At 48.5% G+C, this 16,310-nt stretch carries 14 protein-coding genes; 7 read left to right on the forward strand and 7 right to left on the reverse strand.

Annotation, left to right across the window (positions count from 1 at the left end; genetic code table 11):
* Positions 1–162 precede the first annotated feature (162 nt).
* The 3 genes from MMIC_RS01240 to MMIC_RS01250 all read right to left on the reverse strand — a co-directional run bounded on the left by MMIC_RS01240 (position 163) and on the right by MMIC_RS01250 (position 4,284).
* Positions 163–2,655 (reverse strand): fatty acid cis/trans isomerase, encoded by a 2,493-nt coding sequence (locus tag MMIC_RS01240; RefSeq protein ID WP_171966427.1) that lies wholly within the window; start codon positions 2,653–2,655, stop codon positions 163–165.
* Between the two features lie 98 nt (positions 2,656–2,753).
* On the reverse strand, positions 2,754–3,536 hold the full coding sequence (locus MMIC_RS01245) for a TatD family hydrolase (protein ID WP_072658516.1): 783 nt from the start codon (positions 3,534–3,536) through the stop codon (positions 2,754–2,756).
* Entirely contained in the window at positions 3,529–4,284 is a 756-nt protein-coding gene (locus MMIC_RS01250) for an HAD-IA family hydrolase (RefSeq protein WP_072658517.1), read from the reverse strand. Before MMIC_RS01250 ends, MMIC_RS01245 begins: the two co-directional genes overlap by 8 nt.
* A gap of 81 nt (positions 4,285–4,365) precedes the next feature.
* On the opposite strand from MMIC_RS01250, the gene clpS reads away from it, so the two are divergent.
* The 6 genes from clpS (at position 4,366) to MMIC_RS01280 (ending at position 11,772) form a co-directional block, all read left to right on the forward strand.
* On the forward strand, positions 4,366–4,698 hold the full coding sequence (clpS, locus tag MMIC_RS01255) for an ATP-dependent Clp protease adapter ClpS (RefSeq protein ID WP_072658518.1): 333 nt from the start codon (positions 4,366–4,368) through the stop codon (positions 4,696–4,698).
* Positions 4,699–4,814: 116 nt separating this feature from the next.
* Complete coding sequence (clpA, locus tag MMIC_RS01260; RefSeq protein WP_072658519.1) at positions 4,815–7,073, forward strand: ATP-dependent Clp protease ATP-binding subunit ClpA; 2,259 nt, start codon at positions 4,815–4,817, stop codon at positions 7,071–7,073.
* Positions 7,070–7,669: a tRNA (N6-threonylcarbamoyladenosine(37)-N6)-methyltransferase TrmO gene (tsaA, locus tag MMIC_RS01265; protein ID WP_072658520.1), complete on the forward strand. Its 600-nt coding sequence runs from the start codon at positions 7,070–7,072 to the stop codon at positions 7,667–7,669. The genes clpA and tsaA overlap by 4 nt, the downstream gene beginning before the upstream one ends.
* Before the next feature lie 101 nt (positions 7,670–7,770).
* Positions 7,771–8,802, forward strand: a complete 1,032-nt coding sequence (locus tag MMIC_RS01270; RefSeq protein WP_072658521.1) for an SPOR domain-containing protein — start codon at positions 7,771–7,773, stop codon at positions 8,800–8,802.
* Between the two features lie 69 nt (positions 8,803–8,871).
* Positions 8,872–10,668, forward strand: coding sequence for an SPOR domain-containing protein (locus MMIC_RS01275; protein WP_072658522.1), 1,797 nt, complete (start codon positions 8,872–8,874; stop codon positions 10,666–10,668).
* A gap of 174 nt (positions 10,669–10,842) precedes the next feature.
* Positions 10,843–11,772 carry a cupin domain-containing protein gene (locus MMIC_RS01280; RefSeq protein ID WP_227819293.1) on the forward strand — a complete coding sequence of 310 codons (930 nt, stop codon included), beginning with the start codon at positions 10,843–10,845 and terminating at the stop codon, positions 11,770–11,772.
* Here MMIC_RS01280 and purT read toward each other — a convergent pair.
* The 4 genes from purT to MMIC_RS01300 form a co-directional block, all read right to left on the reverse strand.
* Positions 11,757–12,962, reverse strand: coding sequence for a formate-dependent phosphoribosylglycinamide formyltransferase (gene purT / locus MMIC_RS01285; RefSeq protein ID WP_072658523.1), 1,206 nt, complete (start codon positions 12,960–12,962; stop codon positions 11,757–11,759). The genes MMIC_RS01280 and purT overlap by 16 nt on opposite strands.
* Before the next feature lie 82 nt (positions 12,963–13,044).
* Entirely contained in the window at positions 13,045–13,488 is a 444-nt protein-coding gene (locus tag MMIC_RS01290; RefSeq protein WP_072658524.1) for a DUF1499 domain-containing protein, read from the reverse strand.
* A gap of 101 nt (positions 13,489–13,589) precedes the next feature.
* On the reverse strand, positions 13,590–14,129 hold the full coding sequence (locus tag MMIC_RS01295; protein ID WP_072658525.1) for a peroxiredoxin-like family protein: 540 nt from the start codon (positions 14,127–14,129) through the stop codon (positions 13,590–13,592).
* A 106-nt stretch (positions 14,130–14,235) separates the two neighbouring features.
* A complete protein-coding gene (locus MMIC_RS01300) occupies positions 14,236–14,448 on the reverse strand; it encodes an RNA-binding S4 domain-containing protein (RefSeq protein WP_072658696.1) in 213 nt (70 codons plus the stop codon).
* Between the two features lie 208 nt (positions 14,449–14,656).
* Between MMIC_RS01300 and MMIC_RS01305 the strand changes: the two genes are divergently transcribed.
* A complete protein-coding gene (locus MMIC_RS01305; RefSeq protein ID WP_083530378.1) occupies positions 14,657–16,300 on the forward strand; it encodes an RluA family pseudouridine synthase in 1,644 nt (547 codons plus the stop codon).
* Positions 16,301–16,310 lie beyond the last annotated feature (10 nt).

A 16,310-nucleotide genomic window follows, 5' to 3' on the forward strand; every position in this document is an offset into this window, starting at 1 on the left:
GTAGGTAAGCGCAACAGCTTCGCGCTTGAATTCGGCACTGTACTTTCTTCGTTGGGTCATTCGGAACACTCCTTATGGGCATATTATGCCTCTTTTTAGATGTGTCCGTAGAAACGGGGTAGAACCCCCCTCTGCCTGATACTGCTAAGCACAAATGACAAATCACCGATCTTTGTAACGGCTCAGATCTAACAAGCCCGATTCAACAGGGAATGTACGAGCATGAAAGTCCTGAAACCAGTCAGATATCGTCCAGAATGCAGGGTTGGTGCGGCGTACGCCATACAGGGCCACCATACGGTCATAGTCATCACGATCCTGTATCGCAGCACAGGTTTCAACAAAAGCATCCACTTCCGAATCTTTCACATCGAAAAAGAAATTAGGATAGGACCCGGCCAAACCGCGCATCACAGTCAGGGTATCTTGCTCCATATCCGCATCTGAGCGATCAAATACCTCTTTGGCAAAAGTATCCGACCGGTAGGATTTGTTATGTATCAATGTATACGCCTTACCATGTTCACCACCTACTCTGAGATAGGAAACCTCAGGAAAGATTTCCAGAATTTTTCCGCGCAATGTTTTAACCAGACGCTGCACTGATCTGTCGCTAGCCGATTGAACACACGCATCTGAATCGCAACGGTTCAGATCATCCTGTTCAGTACGCACACTTGCTACATGCTGACTGAGTAAACCCAACAACTCCTGCTGAGGCTGAACTGTTTTGTAACCGCTGACAGATTCAATTTCCAGCCAGGCTCTGGTTGCCTTTCTTTCATCTGGCACTGTCTTTCGATCAATTTCATGCCACGACTTGTATAACTGCTTTCGTGCATCAGTGGGCAAGAAATAAAGAAAATTATCTTCTCCTTCAATACGCAGGAAATCCATATACAGACGTGCGCCCAACTGATGTCCCAGCGTACCGAAAGGGTTAAACCCGGCCACTAACAGATAGTGCAGCCGTTCAAACACCGGGTAATCGATTACCCAGGCCGTTTCAGGTGCTTTGCCATGTAAACCAAAGTGGACAGATGCACTGTCGAAATGACGGAAAATTGTCAGCGCAGCATTGCTGTCTGCCGCACCGTCAGCCTTCACCCCATCCCAGATGAAATATTCCAGTGCCTTGTCGATAGGCAGTTGAGGCAGCTTCTGCTTTCCGCCGTTATAATAATCCATCTTGGCCTGCATATAACGCTGTTCATCCGGCCAGTACTTAATCCAGCCGGTGAACAGACGTTTGGTGTCACCAAGCTCAGTCGGCAGGTGCAGGTATTCGTCCATATCAGTTAGAAATTTCCCATCCAACCCATGCTGACTATATGGTGCCGGAGGATTTTCAGGTTTAAGGAAAAAGACCCAGAAGTGATCTTCAATCGAACTCAGGGCACTCTGCCCTCGACATACCGGTCCCTTAATAAAACCGTTGATAAAGAAGCGAGCATCATCAAGCAGAAACTGGTATCGGATTTTGGCAGGAATAGTGGCAAAAGTTTTAAACGGCGTATCTTTGTAATAACCAAACCACTTCTTCACCATGACAAGTTTTCGCTCAAAATAGCTTGATGACTCGCCGGGATTATAATCCGGCAACGTTTTCACTTCATAATCTGGCTGCATGAACAACTGCTCATAACGCTGCATGCGAGCATCAGACAGTTCATACACAATGTGATTTTTCTCAACGATACTTGCTTCATAGGGGCGCAAGCGATAATAAAACCGACCTTGCGGGTCATCATAGGGACGGGTAGTAGGAATCTCATCTATGGCCTGTCCGGCAGGAGTGCGTGATCGAACCAGACGGAAAAACTCACGATCGGAGCTACCTTTGAAATGCAGATGGCCGAGCACCAGATGTTCATAAATATAACGGCTGACCAATTGCTGTTTATTACTACTGCCGTTAAAGAAGGCTTCCCAACGATTGATCTGCATCACTATTTCTTCAGAAGGTTGAACCTGTTTAGAAGCTTTCGCTCCCTGAGCCAGCCACTGCACCAGCAGCTTGTATTCTTCATCAGAGAGCGCGGGCACAGCATAAGGCATACCCCATAGAGGATGGTCAGCGGCAAACTTGTTGAATTCGCCAGGCCCTGAGCAGACCTGTTTGCGGTCCAGACTTACATCCAGATCATCAGGCAACATACCCGATTCAGGCAATGGATTTCGTTTTTTCAGACTAAGCATCTGATAAAGCAGGGAGTTTTGTAAATTCTCTTCAGCCGATAGTGATTCCTCTTCAGCCAGAACGCTGAAAAAGTTCATCTCTCGCCACTGATTGGTTGTGTTGGCATCTATAAACAGCCTCGATGGTTGCTGCCAAGTGAACCGTTTCTTGTCATAAACCCGGAGCTTGTTTGCACCGCGCCGAACGCCTTCGAATGCCGACAGTTTAAGCTGGCATGGTGCATCGTAACAACCGTGACAAACAATACAGCGTCGTTCCAGCGTAGGTTTGATATCGTTATACGTAAGGGTCTTTGCAGGCAGCTCTTTAATCAGCTGAATGTCATCATTATGCACTTCCGGCATAGTGCTCTGACTTGAACAGGCGGGTAAAGCCAGCACAGATGCCAATATTAATATGGCTGCAGTATTGAAGCTGTTTTTCAACATAATATATAGACTGGTTCCGGAAATCATTCCCATCCCCTCCGCTGCAATATGTTTCTAGTACAGGACAATAACCGGTGATGCTCTCCCTGTCATATCAGACCATCATATCGATCATGACAGTGCAATTAATTTGAGATATTGAATATCCTACGGGTATTGGCTGTCGTCTGCGCAGCCAACTCGGACAGTGGCCTGCCACGCACTTCTGCTATGCACTCTGCCACCTGTTTAACGAAGGCAGGTTCATTGCGTTTCCCTCGAAATGGCATCGGAGCCAGATACGGTGAATCGGTCTCTACAAGTAGCAATTCAGCTGGCACATTGGCTGCGACCTCGCGCAATTCCTCATTGCGTTTAAACGTAACATTACCGGAAAAAGAGATATGCATACCCAGCTCAATGGCAGCATCAGCCGTAGCCATATCAGCCGAGAAACAGTGCATAATACCGCCACACTTGCTGATCTGTTCATCGCGTAGAATTTGGATGGAGGCCTCATCAGCATCACGGTTATGCACAATAACAGGTTTATTCAACATCTTGGCCGCTCTGATATGGGTGCGGAAACGATTTTCCTGAATGTCAGGATCCACATGATGGCGGAAAAAATCCATGCCCGTTTCACCGATGGCCACACAACGCGGATGATCGGCCAGCTCACACAACTGCTCGATCGTCGGCTCGACTTCCACCTCATGGTTCGGATGAATACCGACACTGAACCAGACATTGTCACGCGCTTGTGCCAATTCTCGTAGGCTGTCGATATGACCAAAATCAACGCCTACCACCACACAGCCTTCAACACCCACTGCCGCCATGCGTTCAAACATGGCATCGCGATCATCATCAAAATGAGAAAAATCGATGTGGCAGTGGCTATCGAAAAGCCTGATCGAATCAGTCATGCATAATTGCTTTCAGGTGACTCAATTTTACATGATGCACATCAATGGTGTGCAGATCCTGAATTACATCAACCGCATCACTATCGGGTTCACCCAGTTCAGAGACAACCAGATCAGCACCGCTAAAGTCGTGCTCACGTGTATAATCATTCACTGTCACCACGCATTTCAGGCCTGCTGCATGTGCCGATCTCCAGCCATTTTCAGAGTCTTCAAGAGCAATGGTATTCTCAGGGTTTACGCCGAGTTGCTGCATTGCATAGGTGTAGATATCCGGAGCCGGTTTCTTGGCTTCAACAATGTCACCGGCGGCCAGCACTGCAAAACGGTCAAACCACTCCTTGCCCAGTGAATGCTCAATCAGGGCATCGAGTGCTGACGGTGTAGTTGTCGTTGCCACGCCCAGTGTAATACCGGCTGCATACGCCTCTTCAAGCAGTCTTCGCACACCCGGACGCAACGGGATACGACCTTCGGCAATCAAGTTCTGGTAGTGCTCGGTTTTGCGTGCATGCAGACCGGCAATCTCTTCATACGGCATCTCGTGCATATCACCGCGTTCAATATCAAACTTGATACGCTCCTTGCCACCGGTTACCTCAAGCAGCTCACCATAAGTCGGCACATCCCATTCACGAGCATGACCGGCTTCATCAAATGCCATATTAAATGCCACACGGTGGCCATCTTTTTCGGTATCAGCCAGTGTGCCATCCACATCCCACAGGATACATTTTAACTCTGCCATTTGTTGTCTCTCCTTGTTCAAAAATATGCCATTCACAGCATATCGCTTGGAAGAATTCTCCAGCCCGCTAATATCGCTGCCATGAGCGACATACAAATGCCGGAAATTGTGCACAAGACTGATGTGGAAGCAGAGAAACCTCAACTGCAACGTCCCCCTATGTATCATGTGGTTATGCTCAATGATGACTATACCCCGATGGATTTTGTGATTGATGTGCTGGTACGTTTTTTCCACAAGTCGGAAGAAACTGCCAACAAGCTGATGCTGCAAATCCATCATCAGGGCAGTGCCATGTGTGGCCTTTTCCCTCGTGATGTAGCTGAAACCAAAATTCATCAGGTCGAAACAGCAAGTCGCACAAGCGGGCACCCACTACGCTGTGTAATGGAACGCGAGAACAACGACCAATAGGTCAGACATGAGAACTGGCAACAAGGTGCAATGTTTTCACTTGAATTAAACTGATTTGGCACCGATATTGCCTAATAGAAGCTATGAGCTAATAAACCGATCAAAGGAAGTCAGCCATGGGAATATTGAGTGAAGAGCTTGAAGAGACACTGAACGATACATTCCGCAATGCACATATTCGCAGGAATGAGTTTGTAACTGTAGAGCACCTGCTACTTGGACTTCTGGACAATCCGAATGCGCTCGGGGTGCTGCTTGGTTGTCGGGCTGACATTGAAAAGTTACGCCACGAGCTCTCATCATTCATCCAGGAAAACATTGCCATCTTGCCGGAGGAATTGGGTGAAACCACCGCCAGCATCGGCCTGCAAAGAGTGATTCAACGTGCGGTCATGCACGTACAAGCTTCGGGTAAAAGCGAAGTGAACGGTGCACATGTGCTTGTAGCCATTTTCTCCGAAAAAGATTCGCACGCCGTGCACTTCCTCAACCGTATGGGACTTACCCGTCTGGATATAGTCAGTTTTATGGCACATGGCGCACTTAGTGATGAATCCAGCCATCAGGAATCCGGAGAGGACACACCTGCCATTGAATCTGACAAAGTAGAGGGAAATGCTTCTCCACTGAAGCGTTACTGTATTGATTTGAGTCAGCGTGCCCGTGATGGGAAAATCGATCCTCTGGTCGGCCGAAGCGAAGAGTTAAGCCGATGTGTTCAAATTCTATGCCGACGCCGTAAAAACAACCCATTGCTTGTGGGTGAGGCAGGTGTTGGCAAAACTGCCATTGCCGAAGGTCTGGCTCTTAGAATTGAATCTGGTGAAATATCCGATGTAATCCGCAATGCCACGATTTACGCTCTGGATATGGGGGCACTATTGGCGGGTACTAAATACCGTGGTGATTTTGAAGAACGTCTGAAAGCGGTTCTGCATGCGCTGGAGCAGGAAGATCAGGCCGTTCTATTCATCGATGAAATTCACACCATTATCGGCGCGGGTGCTGCCAGTGGTGGAACCATGGACGCATCCAATCTGCTCAAACCGGCTCTGGCCAACGGTGAATTGCGCTGCATCGGCGCAACAACCTATCAGGAATTCCGTAATCTGTTTGAAAAGGATCGTGCGCTTGCCCGTCGCTTTCAGAAAGTGGATATCCCGGAGCCAAGTGTAGAAGAGACCATCGATATCCTGAAAGGCCTGAAACCTAAACTGGAAGAACACCATGGTGTTCGTTACAGCCAGGCCTGCCTTGAGCAGGCTGCCAAACTTGCCAAACGTTTCTTAAGTGAGCGCCATCTGCCCGACTCCGCCATCGATGTGCTCGATGAGACCGGAGCAAGCATGCGTGTGCGCCCCGAAGCCAGGCGACGCAAACAACTCAACGTGCATGATATCGAATCCATGATCGCATCCATGGCCCGCATCCCGCATCAGCAGGTTAATGCATCTGACAGGAAACGTTTGTCACATCTTGATCGTGATCTGAAACTCTCCGTATTCGGCCAGAACAAAGCTATCGATCAACTGGCCTCCAGCATCAAACTTTCGCGTGCAGGTCTTTCGCATCCTGAGAAACCGATCGGTTCATTCCTGTTTACCGGACCTACCGGTGTAGGTAAAACCGAGGTGGCGCGTCAATTGGCACGTATCATGGGGGTAGAGTTGATCCGCTTCGATATGTCCGAATACATGGAGTCGCACACTGTTTCACGCCTGATCGGTGCACCTCCGGGATATGTCGGTTTTGATCAGGGAGGTCTGCTGACCGAAGCAATCAACAAAAATCCGCATGCCATCCTACTTCTCGATGAGATCGAAAAAGCGCACCCTGACCTGTTCAATCTGCTGCTTCAGGTGATGGATCACGGTACGCTGACCGATAATAATGGCCGCAAGGCAGACTTCCGACATGTCGTGCTGATTATGACCAGCAATGCCGGTGCCTTTGAGATGCAGAAAAACAGTGTCGGCTTTAACCCGCAACCTCGCATGGGCGATGATAGTGAGGCGATCAAACGCATCTTTACACCTGAATTCCGCAACCGTCTGGATGCCACTATTGGTTTTGCTCCTCTTTCCGAGGAGGTCACACTGCATGTCGTGGATAAATTACTGATCGAGCTGGAAATGCAGTTGCAGGATAAAAAAGTTGAACTCGATGTCAGCGATAATGCCAAACGCTGGCTGGCAAAAAATGGTTATGATCCACAGATGGGGGCGCGTCCAATGGCTCGTCTGATTCAGGATCATATCAAGAAACCTCTTGCTGATGCTATCCTGTTCGGCGATCTGCAAAAAGGTGGTATTGCCCGCATTGAATGTGAGAATGACAAGCTGGTGATTCATCAACCGGAAACTGAGGCTGCATGAGTAAAGACAAAACAGCGTTCCCGGCCAAACAGCGCTGGGGACGCAAGCCTTCAAAAAATATCGCCCCGAAAAACTATACTGCCGACTTTGCACATGAAAAGAATGCTGCCATTGAAATCAGCATGACTCCGATTGGTGTGGTACATAGCAGTTACCGGGAACGATTTGCAGTGCCACGCCAACCGTCGCTCGATGATGCACAAGCAGCAAGTATAGAGCTGAATGCCGGTTTGAATCTGGAGCAGGCTGTGCAAGATCTGGATGGTTTTTCACACATCTGGGTGATCTACTGGATGCATCTGAATCAGGGTTGGAATCCGACTGTCACACCACCACGCGGTCCGAAAGTTAAACGCGGCCTGCTTGCTACCCGCGCCCCCCACCGCCCCAACAGTATAGGTCTCTCTGCTGTCCGCCTGACAGGTATCGAAGGTCGCATCCTGCACATCAAAGGTCACGACATGCTAGATGGTACACCTGTTCTCGATATCAAACCCTATCTTCCCTATGCTGATGCATTTCCTGATGCCAGTAGTGGCTGGGTGGAAGAGACCGGTCTGACAGAGCTGGGCATATCCATCAACACCGGCAGCTAAGCCATAGCCTGATAAGCAGAACTATTGCATATTCGCGTATCAAACATATATGCTTTTGAACCAGCTACGCAATATACCTGCCTCACTCAGGAGATCATTCTATGACCGATCATCGTTCAGACGATAAGGACTATAACCTGAATCATTTTGATTTCAGTCCTGATGAGCCGGAACAGCAAAAGGCAGATCTTCAAGAGAACAGTTCAGCTGAACATGAAGGCAGTGCTGAAGACAGGCAGGAACCTTTGCTTTCTGCCGATGCAGGCGAGATTGAGGAACCGGTCATCATTGCTCGAACTGAAACGGATGCAGTCGAATCGGAAGGCAATCAGGATAACATATCAGCGCCTCTCATTCCGCAAATGGAAGCCGATTTCCCATCATCTCAGCCACAGAACAGCGGCTCCGGAAGCACCATGGCAACAGCATTTGCAGTTGTAGCTATGCTTATTGCCGGCGGTGCTGTCTGGTTGAATTTCAATCAACCTGAAGAAACCGATCAAGCTGTGAAAAAAGATCAACTCGCCCCCGGTTATAACACCATCATCAATGATGAACTGATCAAATTACGTGAACGAGTCGCAGTTGTTGAACTGGAAAAAGATGAACTCAATCAGCGAGTCAGCCAACAAAATCAAGTATTATTGAAAATGCAGAAGTACAATCGGACATCTGCAAACGAAATTGAAAGTTTAAAAGCCGAAGTGGCGACTTTAAGTAGTAAACTAAGCAAACAGGCACAGAAAACAGCTGTCAAAAGGGTTAGCAAACCCGTCGCCGTAAAACCTGTGAGCCAGGCAGCTAGCGCTCCCGTGAAAAAAGCTGCGGCAAGAGCTGGTACGCAATATGAATTACCTGCTCCACTGGAGTCGCTGCCTGCAGGTAAAAAAAGCAGTGCTGGTGGCTGGGTAGTTAATATTGCATCAGTATATTCTGAAAGTGCCGCAAAAAAGGAATTGGCACGATTGCGTGGTATCGGTATTGATGCAGAAATATCAGAGTCTATGGTCAAGGGCAGGCAACTATTCCGTATTCGAACAGCCGGTTTTGCCAGCCGTGAAGAAGCATTACAGCAAAAAGATCGTCTCGCGAGCCAGCATGGCATCAAAGATGCTTGGGTACATAAACCCTAGAGAAATTTTGACGCATGGCGCTCTGCCTGAATCAGCATTTCAAAATGGGACTGTTGAGCTGGAGGCAAAATGAGCGGTCAGAATAATGATAAGGAAATCAACGCTGCTGATCATCAGAACGATGAGCTGGATGAGATTTTATCAATGGATAATCTGGATGATCTCGAGATGCCACTGGATGACCTGGATGAATCTGATGTCCGGAATTCAGATTCAGAACTTCCTGATCCGCTTGATAATACGCCTGTCGAAGATGAAGCAGATGACTTTGATACACTCGATGAACTGACACTGGATGATTTCATTGATGAGTCAGATGACCCGGAAATTGACACCGAAACGCCTCTCGATGTAACTGAAACCGATTCAGACGAACAGGAATCCGCAGTTGAAGCTGATACTGCCAATGAAGAAATTGAACAGACAGCCTCTGAAAATGTATCTGAATCCGAGCAGACTTCAGGGGAACCCGCACAAGCCGTAGGCATAGAAGATGATTCAGCCTCTGCCAGCCAGAGTACTGGATTAGAAGCCGACACAACAAGTGAGTCTGATCATAGCACTGAGCAGACAGATGAAGCCACGGCAGCCGAAGAGACTGCAGAAATTAGTGAACAAGGCGATCCGGAAAACAGAGTCCCGCATCAACCCGCTGACGAAATAGCTGAAAATATTTCTGATACTAGCACTGAGCAACCGGATGATGCTCTGGCATCAGAAGATGATACTTCTGATTCAAGTGAGAACATTGAAAACAACGACAACACTCCGGAGCAGCAAACAGAAAGCTCATCAGACCACGAATTGCAACATGAAGAAGATGATGAAAATGCATTGAGTGCACTCTTTGGTGACAGGCCGAAAGAAGAAACCTCCCACATAATCATTGAAGAGCCGGAGTCTCAGGCTCCCCGGCCTGAAGCAAGCGCTGTGAGAGATAATCCGACCTCGGAGCCTGCACAAAATAGCGCAACTGATGCCAATGAATTGGAACAGGATATAGAGGATCTTCTCAATTCTAGCCGTGATGTGGATGATAAAACAGATAATCCAGCCAACAACGTACAACAAAAGGAACCCAACATACCGAATAAACCCCAGCCAGCTGAAGCCAAGGGTGGAACAGCAAACAAGTTTGGCCTCGATCTCAATCTGGCCAATAGCATCACCATGAGCCTGGGGCTGATTGCAGTGCTGGTTGCTGCACTGGCAGTATGGTTTGGCCTGGATGCATCACAACAGACAGAGCAGCTTAAAGCCGGTCCACTCAAGTTACAAAAGCAGATCTCACAGATGCAGGAGCAGATGGACGTGATGCAACAGCAAATCGATGGACTCATCAAAGTTGTCGCCAACAAAACCACTGAAAACTGGCAAAAATCTGACACTGTTGAAGCTGCGCCGCTTGCTGCTAAGCCTGCACCAAGAAATCCGGTTCAATCTGCCAGGCCGATCCCACTTGAAAATGCTGGAGCAGCCCATGCACCCGGCAAGGTTTCAGCGGATATCAGTACGTCCCCATCTGCCAAAGCTGTAAGCCCACAGCAAAAAAATGTGCCTGTCAGGAAAGCAGCTCCTGCTAAAGCCAAGCTGAGCTCCCCTTTCGAGGTTGCTGCCGGAAGCGTGAAAGGCTGGAGCGTTAATATTGTATCGATGCGCTCGGTACCCGCAGCTGAAGCCGAGGTTCGTCGTTTGCGGGCCAAGGATATCAAGGCCGAATTTGTACGTGTGAGAGCAAAAGGTAAAAACTGGTACAGGGTTCGTATTTCAGGTTTTGAGAGCGAAAGAGAAGCTGTATCCTACAAAAAATTCCTGAATGAAATTCACGCTATCGACTCATGGCATTATCCCAACAATAAACAGTAAGTCTCTCGTGGCAGAATGAACCGGCAGCCTGGTTACTCTGGCTGCTGGCCTATTTCTATCAAAAATTTACTTAACACGTGCTCCAGATTTGCAAGAAGAATAAAACAACCCCAACATGCGCCGCACTTAAACAAGGTGATATACCGGAATATGTTTTTTTAAGCGGCAGGTTTTATGCAAAAAGGATCTAATGAAATGAGTACCGTCAATACGCTGTGGCAACAGCAGGTCATCAGCTGGGAATATACTTCGGCTGCAACACCTGATCTGAATGAGGTGCCGATTCAACCCTTTCCTGCCTCACTGCATGAACAGGGAGATACACGAGTTATTGCACTTGATCTCTCCAAAGACCTTGAAACCCCCTATCTGGCAACTTCACCGAATCTGCTGGCAAATTACGTTCGTATCTGTGCCAATGAAAAAATCAGCACAACCGTAGCCGCCACTTCGGAAGTCTTTTTTGTCTTGCGTGGTTCAGGGCGCACTGAAACTGCTGATGGAACTGTTGTATGGCAGCAGGGGGATGCGTTCACATTACCATGCAATCAGGGTGTGACTCACTTTGCCGATGAAGATAGTGCGCTGTACTGGAGTCACGATGGACCATTGCTGCAATACATGGGTGTTCAACCGAATAAAGCGATGTTTAAACCGGCGTATTACAGCAAAGCCTATATGCGCGATGAAGTAGGAAAACTACGTGAAACTGCCATGCAGGAAAAACGTAATCGTGTCGGCATTATCCTGGGTAATACCGACAGTGCTAAAACCAAAACCATGACCCATACCATGTGGTCGCTGTTCAACCTGCTGCCTAAAGGTGAAGTACAAAAACCGCACCGCCATCAATCTGTTGCACTCGATCTGGCTGCTTTCTCAGGGCCGGACACATACACTTTGATCGGTAAAAAAGTTGATGAGAATGGTGATATCATCAATCCTGTCAAAGCCATGTGGGCAACCAACAGTGTATTTGTTACCCCACCGGGCTGGTGGCATTCCCACCACAATGAATCAGATCAGGATGCCTATGTGTTCCCTGTTCAGGATGCAGGTCTGCATACCTATATGCGTACCCTGGATATTCAGTTCGTCCGCTGAAGATTATATTGAACTGTGACATTGCCCGCTGCGGATACCGCTTTCTGACGCGCTTCCTCTACAGTGGCACCGCGAGCCAGTGTCACAGCCATACGGCGTTTACCGTGCACTTCGGGTTTACCAAACAGTCGAATCTGTGTATCTGATGCTGCCAGTGCATTCTCAAGGCCTCCAAAGCTGATCTGGGTGGAATCACCTTCAATTACAAGTGGACAGGATGCTGCAGGCCCATGCTGTTCGATATTGGGAATCGGTAATCCAAGAATAGCACGTGCATGCAGGGCGAATTCAGACAGGTCCTGAGAGATCAGCGTCACCAGTCCTGTATCGTGCGGACGTGGTGACACCTCACTGAAAATCGCTTCATCACCCTTGATGAACAGCTCTACGCCAAACAAACCATAGCCACCCAATGCATCTGTTACCTGGGCAGCAATATGTTGAGCAGCCTCCAATGCGACCCTGGACATCGCCTGCGGCTGCCAGGATTCACGGTAATCACCATCGACCTGTAAATGACCAATGGGAAGGCAGAATGAAGTGCCATCGCGGTGGCGAATGGTAAGCAGTGTAATTTCATAATCAAAATCAACAAAACCTTCAACAATGACTTTACCTTTTCCAGCTCTTCCCCCTTCCTGAGCATATCCCCAGGCAGGCAGAATATCGGCCTCGGAGCGAATTACTGATTGTCCTTTACCGGATGAGCTCATAATCGGTTTCACAACACAAGGCGCTCCGATGCTTTCAACGGCCGCCTCAAACTCTTCCTGTGTTGCTGCAAACTGGTACGGTGACGTGGCCAGGCTCAGGGTTTCTGCTGCAAGACGGCGAATTCCTTCCCGGTTCATGGTCAACTGCGTTGCACGGGCAGTCGGAATCACGTGAAATCCTTCTACCTCCAACTCAGCCAGTGTATCAGTAGCAATCGCTTCTACTTCCGGCACGATCAGGTTCGGTTTCTCAGCTTCGATCAGCTCGCGCAAGGCATCCCCATCGAGCATGTTGAGCACGTGGGAACGATGGGCCACCTGCATGGCCGGTGCATTGGCATAACTGTCTACGGCAATGACTTCGACACCAAGGCGCTGCAATTCTATAGCGACTTCTTTACCAAGTTCGCCTGAACCGAGCAGCATCACCTTAGTTGCTGATGCGGAAAGCGGAGTACCAATCTGAACCTGTGTCATGTCATTAAACCTCTGAAGTTAATAGTGAGAAGTGATGCGAACATACTGTATCGTTTTACAGAGAGGAATCTAGCCGGATGGTTTATTGCACGAGCCGTTCAACACGGCTGCGGTTCACACCAAAGTCAGAGCGACCTATCCGAGAAGCTGAACGGATATGAATCAGACCGTTCTCTTCGTCCAGGCGCAGTTCGACATCATCAACATAACGAAATACAGGCGTGGTAAACGTGGCATGCAGATACAATCCATCATCACGCTCGATCACCCCACCCTGTTCGGTGATGATGTCCTTCATCTTCTTCCAGCCCCTGTCTGCAACTTTGACAGGAGCTATCGCATGAATTTCACTACTCTGGCTATGCTCTTCACTGCACACGCAATTGGGAGAGTCAGGGCATGGTCGTAACTGCCCCTGCTGCAATCCCAGTCCATCAGGTGTTTTTTGCGACTGAATCGCCATCGCAATATATGCAACCAGGCCAAGAACCAGCAACACTGCAACGATAATCAATAACCATTTCATTATTTCTACAACTCCCGGACCCTGTCTGGATTAGAACTTTACAGTATTGAAACAGGAAAAACCTTCAAGCATACAAATGAAAGGGTAATAGTGAGCAAACTCTAGTCAGATGAAGTAGCAAAGGCCTTCACCGCCTCGATCGGCAGGTGATCTCCCTCATCACTGCCGTAATAGGCAGTCCGGATCAGGCCGGTTTCATCAACCAGAAAGTCGGCTGGCATCGTAGTCATGCTGCCTTTTATTTTCAGTGGTACATACCCTTTCAGCATACCTTTCAACAGCGTCGGCATTCTGAATATCATGCCTTTGAACACCCCTGCCAGTGAATGCTCGATGCCATACTTGTAGTAATAGATATTCTCCGGATCTGCCAGAATGGGAAATGGTGCTGCATGGCCTGTCGCATGCTCCTGCAGATTATCCAGCGGAGAATCAAATACAGCGACAATCGTAAAGCTATCTCCAAACTCATCGATACGGGAAACAAGTTCGTGCATCCTTAAATTACAGAACGGACAGGAGGCAAAACGAAAGAAGGAGAGCATAAAACGCTGTCCTTTCAATGCGTCCAGACTAAACATCTCCCCTTCAATCGAAGTAAGCGAAATCGGTACAACTGAATCGCCAGCATAAAGTTTCATCTGCTAACCTCCGGCATATATCAACCCTTGGTCCGAATTGTTCGATACTTCTTACGACCCGAAAATAGAATCACTGACTCGCAATATATCCCGGCTGTATCCAGACTCATTCCCGACGAATTATCATCTCCTGATCTGCAAAAATTATGACATCACCGGCAACAATCTTTTTTCTTTTACGAGTTTCTACCTCGCCATTGACTGTTACCAGTCCTTCAACGATCACCTGATTGGCTTCGCCACCACTGGAGACCAGACTTTCAAACTTCAATAGTTTATTGAGCTCAATCGGCTCCTTTGAAATTGTAACTTCTCTCACCACTGTCACCTTCTTTAATGTACAACCTGATTCCCTTCTGCACGATTCGCTGCGCAAATGCGAGACTGAAGCAGTCTCTGCTCCTTTGAAAGCTTTAACCTTTGCACTGCAAGCCCTTCCCTCTCAAAGCCCTTGTGATTTCCTGGACAGATTCAGTAGCTTCGCTGCTTCAGGCAAGTAATGCAGTAAAAAGGTGGATGTTTAAATCATGATGGTCACAAAAGAGAATGAACTATTCACCTGCTTCCCCACCGCTCCGACAGAAGATGAGATACCCGCAGAGATGCCCAGCCCATTTTCCAATACTCCGCATCCTCTGGCTGAGCAGGCCAGCCTGATGCTTCAACAACGCTTGTCGGCTCTGCCGCAAGATATTGGAAAAATGTTTGGCGTACTGGTGGTGCAAAATTTGGATGGCGCTATCGGTTTTCTCTCTGCCTTTTCGGGTATGATGGGGGGAAAATGGCAGATTCCGGGCTTTGTACCACCCATCTTTGATCAGGCAGAACATGATAGTTTTTTACCTGCCGCCAGAGATGAATTAAACATTCAAGTTGAGCAACTGCAGATATTGGAAGAATCTTCTCGGCGCTGCGAATTGCAGAGAGATATCGCTGTTATGCAGCAGCAGCGCAGCCTGGCTCTGGCCGAACTGAAACAGCAGCACAAAGATGCAAAAGCCATGCGCAAGTTTCAACGCCTTAAGCTACAAACACTGCCTGATTCTGAACGCCAGACGCATTTGCAAGCCCTGGCGCTGGCCAGCCAGCGCCAGAAACGTGAATTTACAAATGCTTCACTGCACTGGGATGAAAAACTGCAACTATTGCAGCATCAACTGGATGGGTTTGAACAACAGATCCGGCAGATAAGACAGGCATGCACAGAGAGATCACGTCAACTCCACAAACAGGTGTTTGCAACCTATCTGCTGGATAACCGTTTGCATGAACAACGACCCATCACCGATTTCTTTGAAGATGCCCTGCCACCTGCAGGAACTGGTGATTGTGCTGGCCCCAAGCTGATCCACTTTGCGCATCAACATCAGTTGCAACCTCTGGCACTGGCCGAGTTCTGGTGGGGTGCATCCCCTTCTACCGGCGTCAGGCATCACGGACACTACTATCCAGCCTGCAGGGGTAAATGTCGGCCGATTTTACCGTTTATGTTGCGCGGTCTGAACGTTGAGCCCGAGCCTGACTACGCTCAGGAGATCGATGCTGATGAACCGACAGTAGTTTATGATGATGATGATCTGCTGGTAGTCAATAAACCGGCAGGCTTGATGTCCGCACCCGGCAAACATATTAAGGACTCTGTATTTACCCGGCTGCGGCTGCGCTACCCAGATTCTCCCGAACTGAAACTGGTACACCGGCTGGATATGGCAACATCGGGCCTGCTGCTGCTAGCGAAAAACATGCGAGCCAACAAGTTTCTGCAAAAACAGTTCATTCAACATAAGGTGGAAAAGCGTTATGAGGCTCTGTTGAGCAAAAGATTATCGTCTGAGCTGTTAGAGGGTGACATTGACCTGCCCTTACGCGTTGATCTTGATGACAGGCCTCGACAGATGGTCTGTTATGAACATGGAAAACCCGCACAAACACATTGGCAGGTTATTAGTTTTGAGGGTGATGCAACCCGCATCTGGTTTTACCCGCATACAGGGCGCACGCACCAACTGCGTGTACATGCCTCACACAAGGATGGGCTGAATGCAGCGATTGTCGGAGATGCACTCTATGGCCAGGCGGATGAAAGGCTCATGCTGCATGCCCAGCGTTTATGCTTTATTCACCCTGTTAGCCGTGAGCATCTTGAGTTTGAAGTTCCTGCCCCATTTTAGTGAGAGATAG

It is taken from the genome of Mariprofundus micogutta (genome assembly GCF_001895085.1).
Classification (GTDB): domain Bacteria; phylum Pseudomonadota; class Zetaproteobacteria; order Mariprofundales; family Mariprofundaceae; genus Mariprofundus; species Mariprofundus micogutta.

Excerpts from the sequence above, each read along its gene's own strand:
- MMIC_RS01295 (WP_072658525.1), bottom strand. The coding sequence starts at position 14,129 with ATGAAACTTTATGCTGGCGATTCAGTTGTACCGATTTCGCTTACTTCG.
- MMIC_RS01275 (WP_072658522.1), top strand. The coding sequence starts at position 8,872 with ATGAGCGGTCAGAATAATGATAAGGAAATCAACGCTGCTGATCATCAG.
- MMIC_RS01240 (WP_171966427.1), bottom strand. The coding sequence starts at position 2,655 with ATGATTTCCGGAACCAGTCTATATATTATGTTGAAAAACAGCTTCAAT.
- MMIC_RS01250 (WP_072658517.1), bottom strand. The coding sequence starts at position 4,284 with ATGGCAGAGTTAAAATGTATCCTGTGGGATGTGGATGGCACACTGGCT.
- MMIC_RS01280 (WP_227819293.1), top strand. The coding sequence starts at position 10,843 with ATGCAAAAAGGATCTAATGAAATGAGTACCGTCAATACGCTGTGGCAA.
- MMIC_RS01305 (WP_083530378.1), top strand. The coding sequence starts at position 14,657 with ATGATGGTCACAAAAGAGAATGAACTATTCACCTGCTTCCCCACCGCT.
- purT (WP_072658523.1), bottom strand. The coding sequence starts at position 12,962 with ATGACACAGGTTCAGATTGGTACTCCGCTTTCCGCATCAGCAACTAAG.
- clpS (WP_072658518.1), top strand. The coding sequence starts at position 4,366 with ATGAGCGACATACAAATGCCGGAAATTGTGCACAAGACTGATGTGGAA.
- tsaA (WP_072658520.1), top strand. The coding sequence starts at position 7,070 with ATGAGTAAAGACAAAACAGCGTTCCCGGCCAAACAGCGCTGGGGACGC.
- MMIC_RS01245 (WP_072658516.1), bottom strand. The coding sequence starts at position 3,536 with ATGACTGATTCGATCAGGCTTTTCGATAGCCACTGCCACATCGATTTT.
- clpA (WP_072658519.1), top strand. The coding sequence starts at position 4,815 with ATGGGAATATTGAGTGAAGAGCTTGAAGAGACACTGAACGATACATTC.
- MMIC_RS01270 (WP_072658521.1), top strand. The coding sequence starts at position 7,771 with ATGACCGATCATCGTTCAGACGATAAGGACTATAACCTGAATCATTTT.
- MMIC_RS01290 (WP_072658524.1), bottom strand. The coding sequence starts at position 13,488 with ATGAAATGGTTATTGATTATCGTTGCAGTGTTGCTGGTTCTTGGCCTG.